The following is a 21906-nucleotide window of genomic DNA, read 5'->3' on the forward strand; positions in this document are numbered from 1 at the left end:
TTGCTATTGCCGGATCCCCGCATCCCGCATCGCCTTGCCCCACTTGGCGATCTCCGCCTTGTGGAAGGCGCTGAACTCCTCGGCGCTGCTGCCGATGCCCTCGATACCCAGGCCGGCAAAGGTCTCCGCGGTATCCGGCGCCTTCACTGCCTTGATCACCGCAGTGGTCAGCGCCTGTGCGATCGGACGCGGCAGCGCCGCCGGCCCGCACATCCCCTGCCAGCTCACGCCTTCGAAGCCCGGCACGCCGCTGTCGGCGATCGGCGGCAGGGAAGGCATCAACGGTGAGCGGGTGCGCTTCGAGACGCCCAGTGCACGCACGCGGCCCGACTTGATGTGCTGCACCGATGCGCTGATCGAATCGAACATCATCTGCAGGTTGCCGGCGAGCAGGTCGTTGGTGGCCGGTGCCGTGCCCTTGTAGGGCACGTGCGTGGCCTTGATGCCGGTCATCGAGACGAAGATCTCGGTGATCAGGTGCGATGCCGAGCCGATGCCGGCCGATCCGAAGCTGATCCAGCCCGGCTTGCTGCGGGCGATCGACACCAGTTCCTGCACGCTCGTGGCGGGCGAGTTGACCGGCACCAGCAGCACGAACGGGGCACCCGAGACCAGCGACAACGGGGTGAGGTCGCGGATGGGGTCGTACTTCACCTTCGAGAGCAGCGGGTTGAACACCGCCACGCTCGAGGTGCATAGCAGGATCGTGTGGCCGTCGGGCCGCGCGACGGTGGTGAGTTCGGCCGCGATCGAGCCACCTGCACCCGACCGGTTGTCGACCACCACCGTCTGTCGCAGGTCTTCGCCCATCTTCTGCGCGACGATGCGAGCGACGATGTCGGCGACGCCACCGGGCGCGAACGGCACGATCATCCGCAGCGGTCGGTCGGGGAAGCCTGCGGGCTGGGCTGCTGCCGTACGCGCCGGCACCAGGGGCGCGGCAGCGAGCATGGCGGCGGTCACGAGCGCGGGGGTGGATTGCAGCAGGGTCGGCGGTCGCCGCGAGTATCGGCGTCTTAGCGGGCGTGGCATCGGGATCTGGCCTCCTCGGTGGCAGTATGGCATGGGCGGGTATCCTGATCCGCATCGCCGACCCGCATCGACAGCTGCCGCGTGCGTGGATACGATCGCGCGCAACGCATACGAAAGGATGACGCGATGCCTGCACCGCATTCACTGACCACCGACGTCAAGCGCGTATCCATCGAGGATGGTGTTGCGCTGGTGACACTGACCCGTCCCCACGTGATGAACGCGGTGAACCTGCAGCTGCGTGCAGAGATCATCGATTTCGCGCGCGAGCTCGACGCCGACCCGTCCGTCGCCGTCGTGGTGATCACCGGCGAGGGCGACCGGGCCTTCTGCGCGGGCGCAGACCTGAAGGAGCGTGGGCAGCGCAGCGTGCAGCAGCTCTACGACGAACGCCGCTTCTTCCGTAACCGCTGGGTGAACTCGGTGGCTTCGATGGCCAAGCCGACCATCGCCGCGATCAACGGCTACTGCCTCGGCGGCGGTTTCGAACTCGCGCTGCAATGCGACCTGCGCATCGCCTCCGACAATGCGACCTTCGCGCTGCCGGAGGTCGGGCTGGGTTTCCTGCCCGGCGCCGGCGGCACGCAGCGGTTGCCGCGTGCGGTCGGTCTGCAGAAGGCGAAGGAGCTGATCTTCACCGGCCGGCGCTTCGATGCGCACGAGGCCGAGCGGCTGGGCATCGTGCTGCGCGTGGTGCCACGGCCGGAACTGATGGCCGTGACGATGGAGCTCGCCCGGTCGATCGCACGCCAGCCGCGCATGTCGCTGATCCAGGCCAAGATCGCACTGAACGCGTCGCAGGAGACGATGCTCTCCGGCGGGTTGCAGGCCGAGAACGAGGCCTGGCTGCCGTGCCTGCTGTCGGATGCGTGGAAGGGGCAGGTGGCGAAGTTCGGGGAGAAGGGTGCAGAGAAGGGCGGGGGCTGATGCCGGCGCGCCTGCGCCGGCAGGCCGTTACCCGTGCCGGGCGCTGCGCTGCCGCTGCGCGCGCTTGTAGAGCATCGTGTAGAACCCGGTGAACATCAGGATCGGCCACAGGAAGACGCTGATCGCGACCCACATGGTCCGGCCGTCCATCGGACCGCGTTCGCCGTTGTCGCTGCGAGAGACAGTACCCTCGCTGAACAGATGGCGGACCGGGTAGGTGGTCAGGCCGAACAGTGCACCGAAGACGAGAAACGAAATGATGATGCTGTTCATGATGCGGCTCCCGTTGTGAGCACGCGCAGGCTGGCGGCGTGCGTGGCGGAAGTCTGACACGCTGGATGGACAATTGCACCTGTCAAATTCGTATGACAGTCGGCATGAAGACATCTTCCGGTGCGTCAGAACAGCGATGCCGCGCCGCGGTCACTCCACCTTGATGTTCGCGCTCGCGACGATCTTGCGGAACTTCTCGACCTCGCTGCGGATGTGCGCATCGAACTGGTCCGGCGACAGCGGTGCCGGTTCCGCGCCCAGGGTGGCCAGCCGTGCCTTGATCTCGGGCAGTTCCATCGAGCGCACGATCTCCTGGTTGAGCCGGTTCACGATCGCACGCGGCGTGCGTGCCGTGGTCAGGATGCCGAACCACGGGTCGAACGCATAGCCCTTCACGCCCGATTCGCCGATGGTCGGCACGTCGGGCAGTGCGCTGGCGCGGGCGCCGGTGGTAGTCGCGATCGCGAGCAGCTTGCCGCTGTTGACCAATGGCACCACGTTCAGCACCGGCGACAGGTTGAAGGTGATGGTGCCGGTCATCGTCGCGGTCATCGCCTCGGGGATGCCCTTGAACGGCACATGCGTGACGTCGATGCCGGCGAGGTTCTTCAGCAGTTCGCCCGCGAGGTGGTTGGCGCTGCCGATGCCCGGCGTCGAATAGGTGAGGGTGCCAGGCTTGGCCTTGGCCAGAGAGATGATGTCCTTGACCGACTTGATGCCCGAAGCGGGTGCCACGACCAGGATGCTGGGCACGTTCGCGAAGCGGGTGATGCCGGCGAAGTCTTTCAGCGTGTCGTAGGGAAGGCTCTTGTAGAGCGCCGCCGACACCGCATGGCCGGCCGACACCGACAGCAGCGTGTGCCCGTCCGGCGTCGCCTTGGCCACGATCTCGGCCGCGACGATGCCGCCGGCGCTGGGCCGGTTGTCGACGATCACCGGCTGGCCCCAGGCTTCGGTCATCCGCTGGCCGGCGATGCGCGGCAGCAGGTCGGCGGTGCTGCCGGCGGAGAAGCCGACGAGGATGCGGATCGGGCGTTTGGGGTAGTCGGGGGCGGTACCCTGTGCAAGGGCGCCCGAGGCCATTGCGAGCAGCAGCATCAACGTGGTCATCCGGCAGTGGGTCATGCGAGGGTTCTCCGTCATGTTGCGCCCAACCGGCGCCTGCATCAGTAGTGCGGCGGCACTTCCTGCCTCGTGCCGTCGCCTGCACCATCCTGCTCGCCCAGCTCCTCCACCTGCCCGCGCAGCCGCATCAGTTCGCGGGCCAGCGCCTCGATCTGCTGCTGCTGTCGCGCCACCGTGCGGTTCAGTTCATCGGCCAGGTCTTCGGTGAAACTCGCCTTGACCTCGAGCGCCATCAGGCGCTCGACGATACCGGCGTTCTCGGTGCTGTCGCCCGCGTCGGCCATCAGTGGTTGATGTATCCGCCATCCACGCAGATATCTTCGCCCTGCAGGAAGGCGGGGGCATCGGTGGCAAGGAAGAAGGCGACATCGGCGATCTCGCCCGGCTCGCCGAGCCGGCCGAGCGGCACGTACTGGCTGACGCGGCGGGCCATCTCTTCCGGTTCGGTGCGCAGGCGGTCGATCAGCGGCTGGGTCTTGATCGGCCCGGGGCTGACCGAGTTCACCTGGATGTTGTCCTTGCCCAGTTCGTAGGCCATCGACTTGGTGAGGTGCAGCAGCGCTGCCTTGGTCAGGCCGTAGAGCGCGCGCTTCGCGTAGGTCACATGGCCGAGCTGGCTGGCGATATGGATGATGCGGCCGCCGCCCTGCGCACGCATGATCGGCACCACCGCCTGGCTGGCGAAGAACGGCGTGGCGATGTTCACGCCGACCACGGCGTCGAACTGCGCGCGGGTGTAGTCGCCGAAGTTGTACGGCGCGCGGATGCCGGCGTTGTTGACCAGCACGTCGATGCGGCCGAACCGCTTGTGCGCGTCGGCGATCATTGCCTCGGCGTTACCGGAGACGGAAAGATCGTAGATGCCGTACTCGATCGTCCCGGCCTCCGGATAGGCCCGGCACTCGGCCTGTGCGGTCTCGAGCTGCTCCTTCGTGCCTTCGGCAACGAGGAACACCGATGCACCGGCTTCGGCGAAGCGCCTGGCGATCGTGTTGCCGATGCCATGCTGCGTGGATGCGCCGGTGACGACGCAGAACCGGCCCTTCATCGATGCCATGGTGTCTCCTGGTTCAACGGGCTGCCGCGAATTCGCGCGCGCGGACTTCCACCTGCTCATCGCGGGCAGCGTAGTAACGCGCGACCGCATCGGTGCGGAAGACGGTTACCTCGGGATCGAAGTCGAAACGGACCCTCGGTTCGTGGTCGAAATGGTTGTAGCGGTCGACCCCGCGCATCAGCATGGCCGTGTGCCGGACCGAGCCGGTGCAGCGCACCGACGTCGGAATGTAGCTCACGCCGAGGCCGATGCGCCGGCGCGAGCTGTTATTCGGGTCGGAGTAGTGCACCAGCCGCGTGTGGTGCAGCGACATCTCGCCTGGCTGCAGCGGGATGGTCTTGACCACGCTGGAATCCACCGGTTCGACGATGTGCTGTCCCTTGGACAGCAGGCTCCCGTCGCCGGGTGCCTCGGCATGGCGCAACTGCCCGAGCGTGTGGCTGCCCGGCAGGTAGTTGACGCTGCCGTTCTCCTCGACGCTGTCGGTCAACGCGATCCAGGCAGTCACCTGCACCGCCGGGTCGAGCGGGAAGTAGGTCGAGTCCTGGTGCCAGCCGACGAACGACGGATCGTTCGCGTTCTTGATCCAGACGGTCAGGTTGTAGAGCAGGATGTCGGGGCCGATCACGTCCTCGACCGCATCGAGCACGTTGCTGTCGTGGATCACCTCGTCCACCCACTTGAGCGACAGGTGGGCCTTGGTACGCAGCACCTTCTTGAACTCGGCGCCCATGGACCGCTCGCCAGCTTCCAGGCATGACAGGTAGTGGGCTGCCTGCTGTGCGCTGAACACGCGGACCGGATGCGTGCAGCCCTCGGCTGCGTATTCCGTCGCCTGTGCTTCGGTCAGTCGCTTCATCAGGAACCTCCCTCGATCACGACATTCGCCTTCTTCACCACCGCCGACCACTTGCGCGTCTCTTCGCGGGCGAACGCAGCGAGCTGGGCGGGCGTGCCTCCGATCGGCTCCACGCCCAGTTCGGTGAACCGTGCACGCAGGTCGCGGTCGTTCGCCAGGATCGCACCCGTGGTCGCATTGAGCAGCGTGACGATCGACGCGGGCGTGCCCGCAGGTGCCAGCAGCCCGAACCAGGAAAGCGACTCGTAGCCTGGCAGGCCAGCCTCCGCGAACGTGGGTACGTCGGGCAGGAGCGGCGAGCGCCGGCTGTCGGCCACCGCCAGCGCACGCAGCTTGCCTGCGCGAATCGGGCCGATCGCCGGCGGCAGGTCGTTGATCATCAGCTGCACCTCGCCTGCCATCAGTGCGACGCCGGCCGGGCCGCCGCCCTTGAACGGGATGTGCACGATGTCGGGCAGCTGCGCCACCATCTTGAACAGCTCGGCCGACAGGTGCACCGAGGTGCCATTGCCCGAGGAGGCGATCGAGAGCTTGCCCGGCCGCGCCTTCGCGTACGCGATCAGCTCCTTCAGCGACGCCACTGGCAGGCCGGGCGTGGACATCAGCACGAACGGGCCCTTCGCCAGCAGTACGATCGGCGCGAGGTCGCGCGCGATGTCGTAGCCGAGCTTCGGGTACAGGCTCTCGTTGATCGCGAGCGTGCTGGTAGTGCCCAGCACCAGCGTGTAGCCGTCGCTGTTCGATTTGACCGCGATCGCAGTGCCGATGGTGCCACCGGCGCCGGCGCGGTTGTCGATCAGGAACGGCTGGCCGAGCTTCTCGCCGAGCTTCTGGCCCAGCACGCGCGCGAGTACGTCGGTCGAGCCGCCCGGGGCGAACGGCACGATCAGCCGCACCGGCCGGTCGGGATAGGCGGCCGCAGCGGTGGCCTCGCCGCTGCCGGTCGCGAGAGCGAAGGAAAACGTCGCAGCCAGCAGCGTCGCCGGGATATTCATGGGCATCCTCGAACCTGTGTGGTGCATCACTCGGCCTTGATGCCCGCGCTGCGGATCAGTTTGCCCCAGCGCTGCGAGTCGGCGGCGATGTAGGTGGAAAACGCATCGGGACTGCTGGAAACCGGCATCACGCCGAACTCGACCATGCGCCTGCGTACGTCCTCCGCCTGCAGCGCACTGACGGCTTCGGTATTCACCCGGGCGATGATCTCGGCCGGGGTGCCGGCTGGCGCGAACAGTCCGTACCAGCTGACCGACTCGTAACCGGGCAGCCCGGCCTCGGCGATGGTTGGTATCTGTGGCAGCAGCTCGAAGCGCTTCGACGAAGTGAGGCCGAGCGCACGCAGCCGGTTGCTGCGGATCGGGCCGATCGCGGTCGCCACGGTCGAGAAGCCTGAATCGACATGGCCCGCCAGGAGGTCGGTCATCGCCGGTGCGCCGCCCTTGTAGGGGATGTGCGTCATCCGGATGCCGGCCATGCTCATGAACAGTTCGGTGGCGATGTGATCGGAGGCGCCGGTACCGCCGGAGGCGAAGGTCAGCTTGCCCGGGCTGGACTTCGCCAGCGCGATGTACTCCTTCACCGACTTCACCGGCAGTGCCGGGTGCACGCACAGTATGTTCAGCGCATGGCCGACCGGGGTGATCGGCGCGAGGTCTTTCAGCGGGTCGAACGACATGCGTGCATACATGTGGGGATTGATCGCCACCTGCCCGGACGTGGCCATCACCAGCGTGTAGCCGTCGGGCGCCGCCCGGGTCACCAGCTCGACCCCGAGGTTGCCGCCAGCGCCGCCGCGGTTGTCGATCAGCACCTGCTGGCCGAGCCTGGGCGACATGGCTTGCGCGACGGTGCGCGCGCTCAGGTCGACGGCGCCGCCGGGCGCGAACGGCACCACGAGACGGATCGGACGCGCGGGCCAGGACTGTGGCTGTGCGTGCGCCGCACTGAAAGTCATGACGGCTGACAGCACTGCGATCAACGAACCCGGAAAGGCCGATCGTCCGCACGCGCTCGGTGCGGACCCGGACGTGACGGCAAGGCGCATCCTGCGCACGGTATGGATCATCAGAAAAGTATGCGGCGACACGCGTTGCACGGCAAGCCATACCTGTGGGACCGTTTCATCCCTGAGTGTCCGGCTCCTGCATCCATTCCGGAATGTCCTGTCGACTGTGAAGTACCCGCCACACATCGATGTACTCCGCGCGCTCTGCATAAAACACCAGATACGGGAAGCGTGCCAGCGGCCGGCAGCGCAGTCCCGGCAATCCCAGCTCGTGTGCATAGCGGGGTGACCCGATGGCCGGATGGACGGCCAGCCGTGCATATGCCTGCTCCAGCGCGGCGATGAATCCGAGGGCAGCCTGCGCAGCATCGGCGTCGATGTAGTGCCGAACCGCCTCTTCCGCGTCCTCGGTGGCGCGCGGACGCGGAATCACCGGCTTGCCCTTCACTTGCCGTTGCCGCTCTTCTCCGCCCTGCGCACGCGCTGTCGAAGCGAGTCAAAGTAAGCCTCATCGGCGGGGCGGCTCGATTCTCTGGTCGTTGCCGACAGCAGCATTCCGCGAAGCTTCTGCCGATCCTGATCCTTGCGGATCAGGTCGCGCACGTACTCGCTGCTGGTGCCATAACCACGTTCCGTGACCTGTTCATCGACGAAGGACTTGAGGGTCTCGGGAAGGGAGATGTTCATCGTGCTCATGGAACGAGACTAGCCTTGTTGGCAAAATTTGGCAAGAATCGCCTGCCTGCCGTTACTGTCCGGCGCTATCATCCGTTACGGCAAGGCCATCGGCACCAGTGACCCGCGAGACTGACCCGCGGAACTGACCCGTGACACGCAGCGGCCAGGCCGGCCACCCCCGGAGAGACGGCATGACCGAACAGGCAAGACCCTGGTGGCAGGGACCCAACCGGGTGCTGCTGATCAACCTGCGCGAAGGCGACGAGCCGCGCATCGATGCGGAGGCGCTGGTCGCCGACGCGAAGCAGTTCTCCGCGACGGCGTTCTGCATCAGCGGCGGCGGCATCGTCGCGTTCTACCAGACGCAGATCGACGGCCACCGCATCAGCAGCGGACTCGGCTCGCGCGACCTGCTCGACGAGATCGTACCGGTCGCGCACCGCGAGGGCATGCATGTGCTGGCTCGCATCGACCCGAGCTGCGCGCCGAAGGCGCTGGCCGAGACTCATCCCGAGTGGTTCACCCGCGACCGGGACGGCAACCTGTGCGAAGTCAGCGACCATTACGTGACCTGCCCGAGCGGTACCTACTACCGCAGCCGCATGGCCGAGGTCGTGACCGAGATCCTGACCCGTTATCCGGTCGATGGCATCTGGAACAACGCGGGCAAGTTCGGGGCGTGGGATACGACGGTCTGCCATTGCGACTCCTGCCAGGCCTCGTTCCGCGCGCATGCCGGCGAGGCGATCCCGCTCGAGGAAGACTGGGAGAACCCCGTCTGGCGTACGTTCAACGAATGGCGCTACCAGCAGATCGCCGACTGGGTGAAGCTGATGCATGGCGCGATCCATGCGGCCAATCCGAAGGCGATCTTCATCTCGGCGGTGCAGCTGATGGAGTCGCTCGAGACCATCCAGATCGGTGGTTGGGACATCGACTACTGGCTCGACGGCCAGGACGTGCTGACCTTCGAATGCCAGCGGCGCAATACCGCGCCCTGGTGGCCGGGCATCCAGGCGAAGTACCTCGCCTCGCTCGGACCCGACCGGCCACGCTGGATGACGGTGAGCTACTTCTATCCGTGGTGGCGACTGTCGGCGACCCCCGAGGCGGAGAACCGGGCGTGGATCGCGCAGCAGTTCGCCAACGGTGTGTCGAGCTGGCTGCACATCAACGGCGGCTATTCGCCGCTGTTCGACCGCCGCTCGCTCGCGCCGATGCGCGAGGTGTTCGCCCGGCTGGCGCGCTGGGAAGGCTACTTCGACGGTGCGCGCTCGGCCGCGCAGGTGGCGGTGGTGTTCTCCCGCTACACGCAGGACAACTACGGCCGAGACAAGCCCGGTGCGCGCTATTTCGATCCGGTGCGCGGCACCTACTGCGCGCTGCAGGAGGCGCACATCCCGTTCGACATGCTGTCGGACAAGTTCCTGGATGCCGCGACGCTCGCCCGCTATCGTGCGCTCGTGCTGCCGAACGCGGCCTGCCTGAGCGATGCGGCGATCGACCTGCTCGTCGAGTGGGTGAAGGGCGGCGGATCGCTGGTCTGCAGCTTCGAGACCGGACGCTACGATGCCCGGGGCGAACCGGCGCACCGGCCCGCGCTCGATGCGCTGCTCGGTGCGCGGCGCACCGGGGTGCGGCGCGACCTGAAGTCTTCGTACGCGAAGCTGGAGCGCCGGGACGATCCGCTGCTCGATGGCATCGGCGACACCGACCTGCTGCCCAACGATGGCGCGCTGGTGGAACTGGAAGTCGACCCGGCCGCCGGGCGCGAAGTGCCGCTGACGCTGATCCCGCCGGTGATCGCGCACTCGGGGGCGACGATCAGCATCCCCGAGTACAGTGCCATCGGCAGCGGCACCGACATCCCGGTCGCGCTGCGCGGCAGCTTCGGTGCCGGACGGGTGGTGTACTTCGCCAACCAGGTCGATGCGCTGTTCTATCACTACGGCTTTCCGGACCTCGGCCGGGTGCTGGCCAATGGCGTGTCGTGGGCGATCGGCGAACCGCGCGAGGTGTTCATCGACGCCCCCGACCATGTCGACGCGACGCACATGCGGCAAGCGACACCGGGCGGGCGCCGCGACCTGGTGCACCTGGTGAACTTCCCGGTGGGCAAGCACCTGAATACCGGCTGGCGGCATCCGGGCACCGCCATCCATCCGGTGTCGGGTATCGTGGTGTCGCTGCGCTGCGACGGTGGCGAGCCGCCGCACGCGGTGCGCCTGGCTTCGAGCGAGACGGCGCTGGTTCCGGTGATGCGCGCCGGGCGCGCCGAAGTGGTGGTGGACCGCCTCGACGACCACGAGATCGTCGTGTTCGAGTTCGATTAGCGATGGAACCTGCAGCGAGGCAAGGATGAACGGAATGAACTCTTCGATGAAGCATCATGTGATGCAGGTGCAGGCTGGCCCTGACGGCTCTGACGGCCGGCGGTTCCGTGCAACGGTGGCCGCGGGCTGTGTTGCGCTGTCGTTCCCGGCGCTGGAGGCATTGGCGCAGTCCGGCCAGTATCCGACGCGCCCGATCCGGATGATCGTGCCGCTGCCTGCCGGCGGGCCGACCGACATCCTCGCCCGCCTCGTCGCCACGCCGCTGCAGGAGCGGCTCGGCCAGCCGGTCGTGGTCGACAACCGTCCCGGGGCGAGCGGCAACATCGGCGCCGACCTCGCGGCCAAGGCCGCGCCCGACGGGCATACGCTGTTCGCCGGCACCTCGGGCCCGCTTGCCAACAACGTGAGTCTGTTTGCCAAGCTGCCCTACGATCCGATACGCGACTTCGCGCCGATCGCACTGGTCGCGACTGCCCCCTTCGTGCTGGCGGTGAACCCGTCGGTGCCAGTCACGTCGGTGAAGGAGTTCATCGCATACGCCAAGGCGCGTCCGGGCAAGCTCAACTACGGCGCGGTGCCTGGCGCGGCGGCGCACCTGGCGACCGAGATGTTCCGCACGCTCGCCGGCATCGACGCGGTGCATGTGCCGTACAAGGGCGCGGGCCCGGCCACGACCGACGTGATCGCCGGGCAGATCCAGTTCACGTTCGCATCCACGCCCGGTGCGATCCCGTTCGTGAAGGCCGGCAAGCTGCGCGCGCTGGGCGTGACCAGCCCGAAGCGGGTGTCCGGTGCGCCTGACCTGCCGACCATCGCCGAAGGCGGCGGCCCGGCGATGTCGGCGCAGGTCTGGTACGGCGTGGTGGCACCCGCGCGCACGCCGCGCGAGATCGTGCAGCGGCTGTATGGCGAGATCGAGCAGATCGTGAAGCTGCCGGCCACGCGCGAGCGGATGCTGCAGAACGATTTCGAGCCGGCCATCCTCGACCCGCAAGCGTTCGGCGCATTCATCAAGTCCGAGATCGCCACCTGGGCCAAGGTGGTGAAGGCGGCGGGCATCAAGGCGGAATGACCGACAAGGGACCATCGACATGCCAATCAGCTGGTTGACCGTACTACAGGCGGTGCCTTGGTCCGACGTGATCCGCAATGCGCCGAAGGTCGCCGAGGGCGCGAAGAAGCTCTGGAGCAGCGTCGCCGGCCAGCCTGCGCAGGCACCGCTGGATGCCGGGGCGCTGGCCCGGGCGCGCGACGACAGGTCGCCGGAAGCGTTCCAGGCGCGCATCGACGCACTCGATGCGACGGTGGCCGACCTGCACAGCCAGTTGCTGGCGTCGGCCGAACTGATCCGTGAGCTGGCCGAGCAGAACACGCAGATGGTCCGGCGCGTCGAACTCAACCGGGTGCGCGCGGTCCGGCTGAGCTGGGCGCTCGCAGTGGTTGCCCTGGTGGCGGTCGCCGGCGTGATCTGGTGATGCGCCGGCCAGCCTAGCGCAGGTTGTTCCGCAGCACCACCAGCCAGGGCCGGCCGGCGGTCGGCCGCAGCCGCCCGTCTGCATCGAGCGGCACGTCGGTCCAGGTGACCGCATCGCGAACGTTGCCGCCGATCGCGCCGAGCCGCCCCGGGGACACGCGGACCACCAGGTCGCAGTGGTAGGTGCCGCGGCTGGCGTCGCTGGCAAGCTGGGCAAAGGTGGTGACCACGCCGGCCGTCCATGAGCGCGTCGCGCAGATCAGGTCGCCGACCCGGGGCGCGGCGCGGGTCGCATCCAGCGCCTCGAAGCCGGACGGGTCGGGGAAGTCGTGCGCGCGCTTGATGTAGTCCCAGTGCCGGGCGCTGGGCGGAAACACCTCGCGCGGGACGCCGGCCGCGTGCATCAGGAACGAGATGAATACCGCGGACCACGGGGTCAGCGATCCGTCCGCGAGCAGCGCTCGCTGCGGCGCGAAGTCGCTGCCGCGAAGGACGAACCAGTACATCAGCACGCGGCTGGTGTAGTCGGGCTCATATTCGTTGCGCGGCACCGTCGATGTGGTCGAGGCTGAAGGATCCGGGCGACCGAGGGTCCTGCCGGACGCGTCGATGCGTGGCCGTCCCCACAGGGTCCACTCCTGCAGCGCGAGGGTCACCAGCCGCTGGCGCCGGTCCTGGATCTCGATCGGACCGGCCGCCGCCTTCGGCGCGCCGCGATCGACGGTCGCGCATCCGCACAGCGCGAGCAGGCCGAGGAGGGTGGCCAGGCGTGCGGCGCGTCCGCCGCTGCGGCCGTTCCAGTGGAGAGGCACGTGACGCGTCTTCATCGCCGAAAGTCTAGCATCGGTCCCGGCGGGGGCTGCGCGTAGAATCCGCGGCTTCCTTTCACGCGTTTGCCGGAGTCGTCATGGCCAGGATGTCGGGCAAGGTTGCCTTCCTCACAGGCGCAGGTGCCGGCATTGCCCGTGCGACCGCGCGTGCGTTCGCGCGCGAAGGAGCAAAGGTCGCGCTGTTCGAACTGAACGAAGAAGCCGGCCGTTCCGCCGAGGCGCAGATCCGTGCCGAAGGCGGCGAGGCGCTGTTCATCCGCACCGACGTGACCGACGACGCGCAGGTGAAGCATGCGGTCGAGCGTACGGTCGAGACGTTCGGCCGGCTCGACGTGATCATGAACTGCGCCGGCGGCTCGCTGCAGGAAGATCGTCCGGTGCACCTGATGGACATCGACACCTGGCACCGGACGATGGCGCTCAACCTGCTGCATCCGTTCCTGTGCTGCCGTCACGCCATCCCGCACATGATCGCGGCCGGCGGCGGATCGATCATCAACTTCTCTTCCCACCTCGGGCTGAAGGGCTCCGAGAAGCCGGCTTATGCGGCGGCCAAGGGCGGCATCATGTCGTTCACGCAGACGCTGGCGGCGCAGTACGTCGGGTACGACATCCGCGCCAATGCGATCGCCCCGGCCATCGTGCGCACCGAGCGGTCGATCGCGCGCTGGGAGAACAAGGACTGGCTGCTCTCCGACAACCCGTCGCCGGCGGCGAAGGCGCGCATCACCATGCAGAAGCTCTATCCGTTCTCGGTCGGCGAGCCGGAGCACATCGCGGCGATCGCCGTGTTCCTGGGTTCGGACGAGTCGCGCATGGTGAACGGCACGACGATCGCGGCCGATGGTGGGCGCTCGTCGTACCTGAAGGTGGCGGTGGACTGACCCGGGCGCCGGGTCAGTACAACACGTCAGTACGACACATCAGGGCGCCGGGACTGCGACCCAGCGCGTGCCAGCGGTGCCGTCGGCGCCGGTGCGGCTGATCGGCTCGATGACGATCGCCTGTTCGAACACGGACTCGATCGCCGCATGCAGCGCGGGGTCTCCGGGGCTCCCGGCGGCGCGGATGCGTCCGTGGTCCATCACCACCACGCGGTCTGCGGCCAGCGCAAGCGTGAGGTCGTGCAGGACTGCAGCGACCGCCGCCTGCTGCCGCACCAGCCCCGTGATGCAGCAGAGCACCGCACGCTGGTGGGGCGCGTCGAGGTGGGTGGTCGGTTCGTCGAGCAGTACCACCGGCGCCTGCACCGCCAGCACCCTTGCCAGCAGCGCGCGCTGCCGCTCGCCACCGGAGAGTTCGTCCAGCCGGCGCCCGGCGAAGGCCGTCGCACCGGCCGCCTCGAGCGCGAGGTCGACCGCGCGCTGGTCATCGGCCCCGGGGGTGCCGAACAGCCCGTGGTGAGGTAGCCGCCCCAGCGCGACGATCTCGCGTACCGCCAGTTCGCCGTCGGCCTCGCCCTGCTGCGCGAGCCAGGCAACGCGCCGCGCGCGTTCGCGTGCGGCGAGTGTCTCGATGCGGTCGCCGCCGACCGTTACCTGTCCATGGTCGGGACGGCGCAGGCCGGCCAGCACCGACAGCAGCGTGCTCTTGCCGGCGCCGTTCGGACCGACGATCGCAGTCCAGCACCCGGCGGGAAGCGCGAGCGACACCTCGTCGAGCACGCGCAGGCCGCCGAGGGTGACGCCGATACCCTGGGCCTGCAGGGGCGGCGCCGTGCCGTTCACGCCTGCCTCCGGTGCAGCAGTGCCAGCAGGTAGATGCCGCCGAGCACCGCGGTCAGCACACCCACCGGCAGTTCCTGCGGCGCGACCAGGGTGCGCGCCGCGATGTCGCTGGCGAGCAGCAGCACGCCGCCGGCCATCGCCGACAGCGCGAGCTGCGGCCCGTGTGCGACGCTCAGGCAGCGGCGTACGAGGTGCGGTGCGACCAGTCCGACAAAGGCGATGAGCCCCGCCTGTGCGACGGCGGCACCGGTGGCCATGGCCATCGTGCCTACCAGCAGCAGGCGCACCTGCTGCAGCGGTACGCCGAGGCTCGCGGCACTGGCCTCGCCGAGCACCAGCGCGTCGAGCGCGCGCGACACCCGCAGCGCGGCCGGCAGTACCGCGGCCAGCACGGCGGCCAGCACGGCCGTGCTGGTCCATCCGAGGAAGCCGGTGCTGCCCAGCAGGAAGATCTGCTTGCCGCGCATCGCCTCGGGGGAGGCGAGCGTCACCAGGTCGGACAGCGCGGTCAGCAGCACGCCGACCACCACGCCGCACAGCAGCAGCGACATCGGCCGTGCGGCGCCGCGCGCCAGCAGCAACGTGAGCCCCACACCACAGAGGGCGCCTGCGAAGGCCGCGCCGACCAGGCCCGCCTGCAGCAATGCACCCGCCGCCGCCAGCCCGATCGACGCCCCGGCGGCACCCCCGGCGGCGAGCACCAGCACGACACCCAGGCCGGCACCGGCTGCGGACCCCAGCAGGTAGGGGTCTGCCAGCGGATTGCGGAACAGGCCCTGCGCCACGGCCCCGGCGAAACCCAGCAGCGCACCGGCGAGCCAGGCGCCGATCGAGCGCGGCGCACGGATCTCGCTCACCAGCGTCCATTCGTCCGCCCACGCCAGCGACCAGCCGTCGCTGCCGGCCGCGAGGCCGGCGAGCAGCAGCCCGGCACTGGCGGCCGTGAGCAGCAGCGCGAAGCGCAGCGTTGCGCCACCGTCGCGTGCTGTTGCCACCCTCATCGGCGCGCCTCGTCGAGCGCGCGCAGGCACTCGACCAGCAGGTCGGCGGCCTCGCCCAGTCTCGGACCGGGCCGCACCAGTGTGTCGTAGGCGTTCGGCAGGAACGCACACGTGCGGCGATCGCGCAGTGCGCTCAGCGCCGGCCAGCCCGGCCGCTTCGGCATCTCGCGCAGGGCTGCGTCGCTCGCGAAGATCACCTGCGGCTGCGCGCGCACGATGTACTCGGGGCTGAGCTTCGGGAACACGCCCATCGATGCCGGCACGATATTGCCCATGCCCAGCCGTGCGAGCATGTCGCCGACGAACGAACCTGCGCCAGCCGCATGCGGCGCGGACGACACCTCGAAGTAGGTACGCTGTCCGCGCATCGATGGCGGCACGCGCCGCGCGGCTGCATCGATGCGCGCCGACAGCCTGTGCCATTCGGCTTGCCCGGCAGCGGGGTCGCCGAGTGCCATGGCCACCGTGTCGAGTACGCGCCGGATGTCGTCGAGCGTCTTCGGCTCGAGCGCCAGTGCCGGGATGCGCAGCGCGTCGAGCCGGTCGAGCACCCGCGCCGACGAGGCGGCCAGCACGAGGTCCGGCTTCAACGCGACGATGCGTTCGACCTGCGCGTCTTCGAGGCCACCCAGCCTCGGCAGGCGCTCGACCTGCGGCGGCCAGTTCGAAAACCGGTCGACGCCGACCAGCCGGTCGCAGCCCCCGAGGGCACAGACGGTCTCGGTCGATGACGGCAGCAGGCTGACGATGCGCCGGGCCGGCGCGGCCAGGCGCACCGTGCGGCCGCGGTCGTCGACCAGGTCGATCGCCGCGGTGGTGGTGGCAGTGGTGGAGGCAGTCGCAGCGATCATCGCTGGCTCGGCAGCCGCACATAGTCCTACTGCGGTGGTGGTGAGGATCGCGCCTGCCATCCGCACGCCTGCTGCCCGCATGCCTTTCGTCCACCCTCGCTGCACAGTCGCCCCTCTGTTCGGCAGGCCGGGCGGTCCCGCAGCACCTGACGCGGGGCTAGGTTAACCTGCGTCCTCCGGCAGCGCAAACGCGCGCGCCCACGATCGAAGCATGGCCGGACGACGGTCCGATGCAGACGTACCGCTCGAGGCAAGACGGTGCGCAGGAGGAGCAGGGATGTACGCAGGAAGACTGATCTCGAGGTGCGCGCAGGCTGCACTGCGGCACGCGCTGCCCGCATTCGCGGCGTTCGTACCGGCCATGCTTGCGCTTGCGCCGCATGCGTCCGCGCAGCCGTATCCGTCGAAGCCGATCCGCATGGTGATCCCGATCGCCGCCGGCGGCGGCACCGATGCGATGGGCCGTCTGATCGCGCAGCGGCTGGGTGACCAGATGGGCGTATCGGTGGTGGTCGAGAACCGCGCCGGCGCCGGTACGGTGATCGGCACCGAGATCGTCGCGCGTGCGCCAGCCGACGGCTACACGCTCATGACCGTCGCGCCGGAGTTCGTGATCAACCCGGGGCTGGTGCGCAAGCTGCCGTACGACCCGATCCGCGACTTCGCGCCGATCACGCAGCTCACCTCCGGACAGTACTACCTGTCGACCCATCCGTCGGTGCCGGTGAAGACCCTGAAGGAGTTCATCGCGCTGGCCCGGTCGCGCCCGGGCGAGGTGACCTTCGGTTCCTCGGGCAACGGCAGCGCGAACCACCTGGCAGGCGTGCTGTTCCAGCAGATGACCGGCACGAAGCTCGTGCATGTGCCCTACAAGGGGGCCGGCCCGGCGGGTGCCGCGCTGATCGGCGGCCAGATCGACTTCATGTTCAGCAACATCGCCTCGGCGATGCCCTACCTCAAGTCGGGCAAGCTGCGCGCGATCGCGGCCACCGGTGAGAAGCGGCCGGCGGTCACGCCCGGGGTGCCGACGGTGTCCGAGTCTGGTGTGCCGGGCTACGTGGTGACCGGGTTCTTCCTGCTGCTGGCGCCAGGCAACACGCCGAAGGAGATCGTCGGCCGCCTGAACGCGGAGGCGGTGAAGGCCCTGCAGACGTCGTCGATGAAGGAGACGCTGGCCACGCTCGGGCTGGACCCGGTCGGCAGTTCGCCCGAGGCGACCGGCGCGTTCATCAAGGCGGAGATCGGCAAGTGGACGCCGATCATCCACGCCGCTGGCGCGCAGGCGGACTGAGCGCGCGATGGGCGGCGAGACGGGCGGCGACACGGGTGGCGACACGGGTGGCGAAAGGGGCAGCAAGAGGGGCGACGAGAGGGGCGCCGCGGCAGGTGGAGCAGCCGAGGCCGTCACCGCACGGCTCGCCGCCTTCGTTGCGCAGGCCGACGCCGGGGCGATCCCCGAGGCCGTGCTGCACGAGGGCCGCCGCTGCCTGGTGAACCTGTTCGGCGTGGCGCTGCACGCGACGCAGGACCCGGCGCTGCCGATGCTGCTCGACGTGCTGCAGGCCGAAGGCGGCCGGCCGCGCGCGACGGTGATCGGCGTCGGCCAGCGGGTGCCGCTGATGCATGCGGCGCTCGCCAACGGGCTGCTCGCCCACCTGGACGACTTCGATGACACCTTCTTCCCGACGGTGCTGCATCCCTCCGCGCCGACGATCCCGGCCGCGCTGGCGCTGGCCGAAGACCGCGGCACGGACGGCCGCAGCTTCCTCGCCGCCACGGTGCTCGGACTGGAAGCCTGCTGCCGCGTCGCGCTGTCGATCCAGCAGATGCGCCATGGCGCGCTCTGGCACATGACCGGCACCGCGGGGGTGTTCGGCAGCGTGGCCGCCGCGGGCCGCCTGCTGGGGCTGGATGCGTCGACGATGGCCGTCGCGTTCGGGCTCGCCGGTACCCAGGCCGGCGGCTTGCGCGAGACCTTCGGCACGATGACCAAGGCGTTCCACCCGGCGCGCGCTGCGCAGTCCGGGCTGCTTGCCGCACTGATGGCGCAGCGCGGCTTCAGCAGCACCACGCGCATCCTCGAAGGGCCGCACGGCTTCGCGCAGGCCTTCGCCGCCGGGGCGTTCGACGCCGAGGCGATCGTCGATGGCCTCGGCGAGCGCTGGCTGCTGATGGACAACGCACCCAAGCCCTATGCATCGGCGATCCTCAGCCACCCGATGGTCGATGCGATGTTCGCGCTGCGCACGCAGCCTGGCGTGTCGCCGGCGCAGGTGGTGCGCATCGGCGGACGGGTGAACCCGCTCGCGATCCGGCTGGAGAGCCGTCCCGAGCCCGCCGATGGACTGGCCGCGCGCCTGTCGTTCCAGCATGCGATGGCGGCCGCGTTCGTGGATGGTACCTGCCTGCCCGCGCAGTTCACCGATGCGCGGGTACACGACCCGGTGGTAGCCGGCGTGCGACGGTCGGTCGAGATGACGCCAGACCCCGCGATGCCTCAGCACGGCTGCGAGGTCGAACTGTCGCTGGCCGACGGGCGGGTGTTGCGCCAGGCGATCGAACATGCCACCGGTAGTCCGGGGCGCCCGGTGAGCGATGTGCAGCTGGAGGCGAAGTTCCTGGCGCTGGCGGGCACTGTGCTGACAGCGGCGCGGGCGCGGCGGCTGCTCGGCCAGCTATGGCAGGTGGACGGGCTGCCGGATGTCGGCGCGCTGGCGAGTTGACGTTCGATGGTGAAATCCTCGATCTGCAGATGACCGCAGCGCGCGAGATCATGAAGCGGCGACGCAACGTGCTGCGCGAACTGGCCAAGTGACCGCTGCCTGGGTCTGGCTGGACCCGCAGGGGTACGCGGCGGGCATGATGTCGGGCGGGCTGACCGAATCCCCGGTCATCGGTACCGCCAGCGAGGCGATCCGCGCGCTGCCCATTTCCGCGGAGGAGAAGTCCCGGCTCATCGCCCAGATTCCGGTGGCCGATGCCCTCACCTACCTCTTCGGCACCGTCGGGGTCATCCTGTTCTGCGCCTACATCGGTCCCTGGCTGCTGCGGGCCGATCTCAAGGCCGATGGCCGGGGCCTCGAGGCCGCGATGGGCTTCACCCGCGAGGACGACGGCATCGACTCGGGATGGTGCATGTTCGCGATGCGAGCCTACAGGCTGGAGGCTCGCCATCGGTTCGTCGGCCTCACCGTTGCCGCGGCCGAGCGCAGCGTCGCGCCGGTACGCCTTTTCGTCGAGCGCAACCGGACACGGTGCTGCGTGCAGGCGACGCGGTCGCGGTCATCGGCTCGCGCGTGACGCTGGTTCAGCTGCTGGCTGGAAGCGCAGAGGAGGTGCACGACCACGAACTGCTCGAGGTGGCGGTCGCCACGCGCGATGTGGTTCTCAGCAGCCCCTCGGTGGTCGGCCGCTCGGTCGCCGAAATCCGCGCGGAGACGGTCGCGTCTCGTGGCGTCTTCCTGCAGTCGATCCGGCGCTCGGGGCTTGCGCTGCCTGTCGAACCCGGGCAGCGTCTAGAGGCCGGCGACATCCTGACGCTTCATGGACTCGCGCCCGCCGTCGATCGCATCGCGTGACTCGCCGGCGAGCCGATCCGATCGTCACGTGGCGCCAATTTCGTCGCCATGATCGGGCTGAAGGCGGGCCCGGTCTTCATCGACGCGATCCGCGAGGTCGGCCTCGCGGTGTTCTTCGGCGGCATCGTGGTCACGCTGGTGCCGCAGTTCGTGGGCCTGCTGGTGGGGCGCTACCTGTTGCGCATCGAGCCGCTGCTGCTGCTGGGCGCGCTGGCCGGAGCGCAGACGATGACCGCCGCGCTGGCTGCCGTGCAGGATCGCTCCGACAGTCCGGTGGCCGTGATCGGCTATTCGAGCACAGTGGCGTTCAGCCATATCCAGATCTCCATCGGCGCCTCGAGCGCCTCCCTCGCCAACGCGTCGCTCGACGAGCGGGGCACGGGTGAGGACGATGGATTCGAGGGCCATCTTGCGCCGTGCTGCCGGGTTGGCCACCCGATTCGGGGGCCACGGCACTGCGCGTGCAGCGCGTCGGCGCGACGATCGCGTCCTCGAGGCCGCAGCCAGGCGCTCGCAGGGGTGTTTGAAAGTACTATCCGCGTTTTCGTGTTCCCGCGCGAGGTCGTCATCGCCATTGTGGAATTCAAACGCATTCCCGGTGAGTATCGGATGGTCTCGGACGATGGTCTGTATCAGCTCGTCCTCCTCTCCACCGGTCCGGAGGGGGGCAGAAAATTTCGCCTGGACGGCGCAGGCCGACGACTGGACGTGGACGCGATCTTCGTCCTCGATCCGGTCTATATGTGGGAGGTCGACCGCATCATCGAGACCGCGGGGAACGACATCACGGCGCCTGCGGACCATCCATCCCGGCGCTCGGATCACGCCCTGTTCGACCTTGTCACCCGGGCCTTGACGGACTTCGGCTACTTCTATGGCCATAATGCCGGGCAGGTCGCGGTCTCCTTCAAGACAGACCGGATCTTCCGGGACCCCTAGCCAGCTGCGTGCTTCCAGGCCATGAACGATGCACGCCACTGCCCGCCAGGCGATTCAGCGCGAAGCGAGAAGTGCCACACCGGCCACGGTGATCGCGACACCGAGCAGGTGCCGGCCTGCCAGCCGCTCGTTGCCCAGAAACAGCGCTGACAACAGCAGGGTGAACAGCGGATAACCGGCCACGATCGGTGCCACCAGGCTCACCTCGCCGTCCACCAGCGCGGCATACATCAGCAGCATCGCCGAACCATTGCACACCCCCGCCAGGATGAACCATGGAATGCCGCCCCGGGTACGCACGATCGGCGCGCGTCCGGCGAGCAACCGCGAGGCAATCAGGATCACCGCAGCCGACACCGTATAGCCGGCCAGGATCGCGGCATAAGGGCTGGCCCAGAACACGAAGCCGATCTTGAGCAGGACTTGCGCTGCGGCCCGCAGCATCGCCGCACCGAGCGCGAGCACCATGCCGCGTCCGTCCACCGCGTTGCCCGCGCCCGGACTGGCGGCCTTCGATGCGTTTCCGGCGGTCGACAGCACAGCGATGCCGAGGACCACAGCCAGTGTGCCAGCGGCGCGGCGCAGATCCAGCACTTCGCCCAGCAGCAGCACCGCGGCCGCTACTGCGAACAGCGGTGCAGTACAGGACACAGTTGCGGCAATCGTCGGCCCGAGCCGGGCGTTCGACTCGAACACCAGCAGCGTCACCGCCGCCGGGAAGAACAGCCCGACGGCGAGGAATATCCCCAGCGCGCTGATCGGCGCCGCCGCCAGCGCCGGATCGATGAAAGCCGGCAGCGCCAGCCAGAACAGCACCGCCGCAGACGGCACACTTACCGTCACCCCGGCACGGGCGCTCATGTGGCGCAGGCCGACGTTGCTCGCGATCATCGCGCAGGCGAAGGCGAACGCCGAGGCGAGAGCAAGCAGAAGCGTCAACGCGGGAGCATCCGATGTGGAAAATGGGGTCAGGGAAAGGAAATGGGGTCAAGTCTTGGGGAAATGGGGTCAAGTCTTGAGTTTTGCATCGGCGCGATGAAGACCCGACCTCGTCGCCGGTAATCGATCGCACTTGCCTATCCGGCACCCGACAACCGGACCGGACTGCGTGCCGGCGAGGATTTCTCGATCAAGCTCACGCTCGACACCACCGAGCTCGGACCGGTCGGCTATCGGCTCTGCCCGTTCTACCCGTAATCGGTTGCGAGGCGTGCTGG

Annotated in this window: 25 protein-coding genes; 10 read left to right on the plus strand and 15 right to left on the minus strand. The window is 68.7% G+C overall.

The annotated features are described in order from the left end of the window. Positions 1–3 precede the first annotated feature (3 nt). Positions 4–951: a tripartite tricarboxylate transporter substrate binding protein gene (locus tag ING98_17025; GenBank protein ID MCA3103573.1), complete on the minus strand. Its 948-nt coding sequence runs from the start codon at positions 949–951 to the stop codon at positions 4–6. A gap of 207 nt (positions 952–1158) precedes the next feature. On the opposite strand from ING98_17025, the gene ING98_17030 reads away from it, so the two are divergent. After that, a complete protein-coding gene (locus ING98_17030; protein MCA3103574.1) occupies positions 1159–1959 on the plus strand; it encodes an enoyl-CoA hydratase/isomerase family protein in 801 nt (266 codons plus the stop codon). Positions 1960–1986: 27 nt separating this feature from the next. On the opposite strand, the gene ING98_17035 is transcribed toward ING98_17030, so the two are convergent. The 9 genes from ING98_17035 to ING98_17075 all read right to left on the minus strand — a co-directional run bounded on the left by ING98_17035 (position 1987) and on the right by ING98_17075 (position 7974). After that, positions 1987–2232, minus strand: a complete 246-nt coding sequence (locus ING98_17035; GenBank protein ID MCA3103575.1) for a hypothetical protein — start codon at positions 2230–2232, stop codon at positions 1987–1989. A 150-nt stretch (positions 2233–2382) separates the two neighbouring features. After that, positions 2383–3357, minus strand: coding sequence for a tripartite tricarboxylate transporter substrate binding protein (locus ING98_17040; GenBank protein MCA3103576.1), 975 nt, complete (start codon positions 3355–3357; stop codon positions 2383–2385). 41 nt (positions 3358–3398) lie between these two features. Then, positions 3399–3641, minus strand: a complete 243-nt coding sequence (locus tag ING98_17045) for a SlyX family protein (protein ID MCA3103577.1) — start codon at positions 3639–3641, stop codon at positions 3399–3401. Then, a complete protein-coding gene (locus ING98_17050; GenBank protein ID MCA3103578.1) occupies positions 3641–4414 on the minus strand; it encodes an SDR family oxidoreductase in 774 nt (257 codons plus the stop codon). The genes ING98_17045 and ING98_17050 overlap by 1 nt, the downstream gene beginning before the upstream one ends. Positions 4415–4427: 13 nt before the next feature. After that, complete coding sequence (locus tag ING98_17055) at positions 4428–5273, minus strand: phytanoyl-CoA dioxygenase family protein (protein MCA3103579.1); 846 nt, start codon at positions 5271–5273, stop codon at positions 4428–4430. Further along, positions 5273–6268 (minus strand): tripartite tricarboxylate transporter substrate binding protein, encoded by a 996-nt coding sequence (locus ING98_17060; protein MCA3103580.1) that lies wholly within the window; start codon positions 6266–6268, stop codon positions 5273–5275. The genes ING98_17055 and ING98_17060 overlap by 1 nt, the downstream gene beginning before the upstream one ends. A gap of 26 nt (positions 6269–6294) precedes the next feature. Further along, positions 6295–7227 (minus strand): tripartite tricarboxylate transporter substrate binding protein, encoded by a 933-nt coding sequence (locus ING98_17065; protein ID MCA3103581.1) that lies wholly within the window; start codon positions 7225–7227, stop codon positions 6295–6297. A gap of 166 nt (positions 7228–7393) precedes the next feature. After that, complete coding sequence (locus ING98_17070) at positions 7394–7726, minus strand: type II toxin-antitoxin system RelE/ParE family toxin (protein MCA3103582.1); 333 nt, start codon at positions 7724–7726, stop codon at positions 7394–7396. Continuing rightward, entirely contained in the window at positions 7723–7974 is a 252-nt protein-coding gene (locus tag ING98_17075; protein ID MCA3103583.1) for a type II toxin-antitoxin system ParD family antitoxin, read from the minus strand. The genes ING98_17070 and ING98_17075 overlap by 4 nt, the downstream gene beginning before the upstream one ends. A 173-nt stretch (positions 7975–8147) precedes the next feature. Between ING98_17075 and ING98_17080 the strand changes: the two genes are divergently transcribed. From ING98_17080 to ING98_17090, 3 genes are read left to right on the plus strand one after another with little or no spacing between them, the layout of a single operon-like run. Beyond that, positions 8148–10289: a beta-galactosidase trimerization domain-containing protein gene (locus tag ING98_17080; protein ID MCA3103584.1), complete on the plus strand. Its 2142-nt coding sequence runs from the start codon at positions 8148–8150 to the stop codon at positions 10287–10289. A gap of 34 nt (positions 10290–10323) precedes the next feature. Further along, on the plus strand, positions 10324–11361 hold the full coding sequence (locus tag ING98_17085; GenBank protein ID MCA3103585.1) for a tripartite tricarboxylate transporter substrate binding protein: 1038 nt from the start codon (positions 10324–10326) through the stop codon (positions 11359–11361). 19 nt (positions 11362–11380) lie between these two features. Then, the gene (locus ING98_17090; GenBank protein ID MCA3103586.1) at positions 11381–11764 is read left to right on the plus strand and encodes a hypothetical protein; all 384 of its coding nucleotides are present in this window, start codon (positions 11381–11383) and stop codon (positions 11762–11764) included. A gap of 13 nt (positions 11765–11777) precedes the next feature. Here ING98_17090 and ING98_17095 read toward each other — a convergent pair whose 3' ends face one another. After that, complete coding sequence (locus tag ING98_17095; GenBank protein ID MCA3103587.1) at positions 11778–12590, minus strand: DUF2272 domain-containing protein; 813 nt, start codon at positions 12588–12590, stop codon at positions 11778–11780. 89 nt (positions 12591–12679) lie between these two features. Between ING98_17095 and ING98_17100 the strand changes: the two genes are divergently transcribed. Further along, entirely contained in the window at positions 12680–13477 is a 798-nt protein-coding gene (locus tag ING98_17100) for an SDR family oxidoreductase (GenBank protein ID MCA3103588.1), read from the plus strand. Between the two features lie 39 nt (positions 13478–13516). Here ING98_17100 and ING98_17105 read toward each other — a convergent pair whose 3' ends face one another. Genes ING98_17105 through ING98_17115 form a run of 3 tightly spaced genes read right to left on the minus strand, consistent with a single transcriptional unit; the run spans position 13517 to position 16253 of the window. Beyond that, positions 13517–14320: an ABC transporter ATP-binding protein gene (locus ING98_17105; protein MCA3103589.1), complete on the minus strand. Its 804-nt coding sequence runs from the start codon at positions 14318–14320 to the stop codon at positions 13517–13519. Next, on the minus strand, positions 14317–15321 hold the full coding sequence (locus tag ING98_17110; GenBank protein ID MCA3103590.1) for an iron ABC transporter permease: 1005 nt from the start codon (positions 15319–15321) through the stop codon (positions 14317–14319). Before ING98_17110 ends, ING98_17105 begins: the two co-directional genes overlap by 4 nt. After that, positions 15318–16253 carry an ABC transporter substrate-binding protein gene (locus ING98_17115; protein MCA3103591.1) on the minus strand — a complete coding sequence of 312 codons (936 nt, stop codon included), beginning with the start codon at positions 16251–16253 and terminating at the stop codon, positions 15318–15320. Before ING98_17115 ends, ING98_17110 begins: the two co-directional genes overlap by 4 nt. A gap of 196 nt (positions 16254–16449) precedes the next feature. On the opposite strand from ING98_17115, the gene ING98_17120 reads away from it, so the two are divergent. From ING98_17120 to ING98_17140, 5 genes are all read left to right on the plus strand, one after another. Next, positions 16450–17463 (plus strand): tripartite tricarboxylate transporter substrate binding protein, encoded by a 1014-nt coding sequence (locus ING98_17120; protein MCA3103592.1) that lies wholly within the window; start codon positions 16450–16452, stop codon positions 17461–17463. A 7-nt stretch (positions 17464–17470) separates the two neighbouring features. Further along, complete coding sequence (locus tag ING98_17125) at positions 17471–18895, plus strand: MmgE/PrpD family protein (GenBank protein MCA3103593.1); 1425 nt, start codon at positions 17471–17473, stop codon at positions 18893–18895. Between the two features lie 88 nt (positions 18896–18983). Beyond that, entirely contained in the window at positions 18984–19472 is a 489-nt protein-coding gene (locus ING98_17130; protein MCA3103594.1) for a hypothetical protein, read from the plus strand. After that, complete coding sequence (locus ING98_17135; GenBank protein MCA3103595.1) at positions 19469–19750, plus strand: hypothetical protein; 282 nt, start codon at positions 19469–19471, stop codon at positions 19748–19750. The genes ING98_17130 and ING98_17135 overlap by 4 nt, the downstream gene beginning before the upstream one ends. A gap of 48 nt (positions 19751–19798) precedes the next feature. Then, the gene (locus ING98_17140; protein MCA3103596.1) at positions 19799–20689 is read left to right on the plus strand and encodes a hypothetical protein; all 891 of its coding nucleotides are present in this window, start codon (positions 19799–19801) and stop codon (positions 20687–20689) included. A gap of 54 nt (positions 20690–20743) precedes the next feature. Here ING98_17140 and ING98_17145 read toward each other — a convergent pair whose 3' ends face one another. After that, positions 20744–21628, minus strand: coding sequence for a DMT family transporter (locus ING98_17145; protein ID MCA3103597.1), 885 nt, complete (start codon positions 21626–21628; stop codon positions 20744–20746). Positions 21629–21906 lie beyond the last annotated feature (278 nt).

It is taken from the genome of Rhodocyclaceae bacterium (assembly GCA_020248265.1).
Taxonomy (GTDB): domain Bacteria; phylum Pseudomonadota; class Gammaproteobacteria; order Burkholderiales; family CAIKXV01; genus CAIKXV01.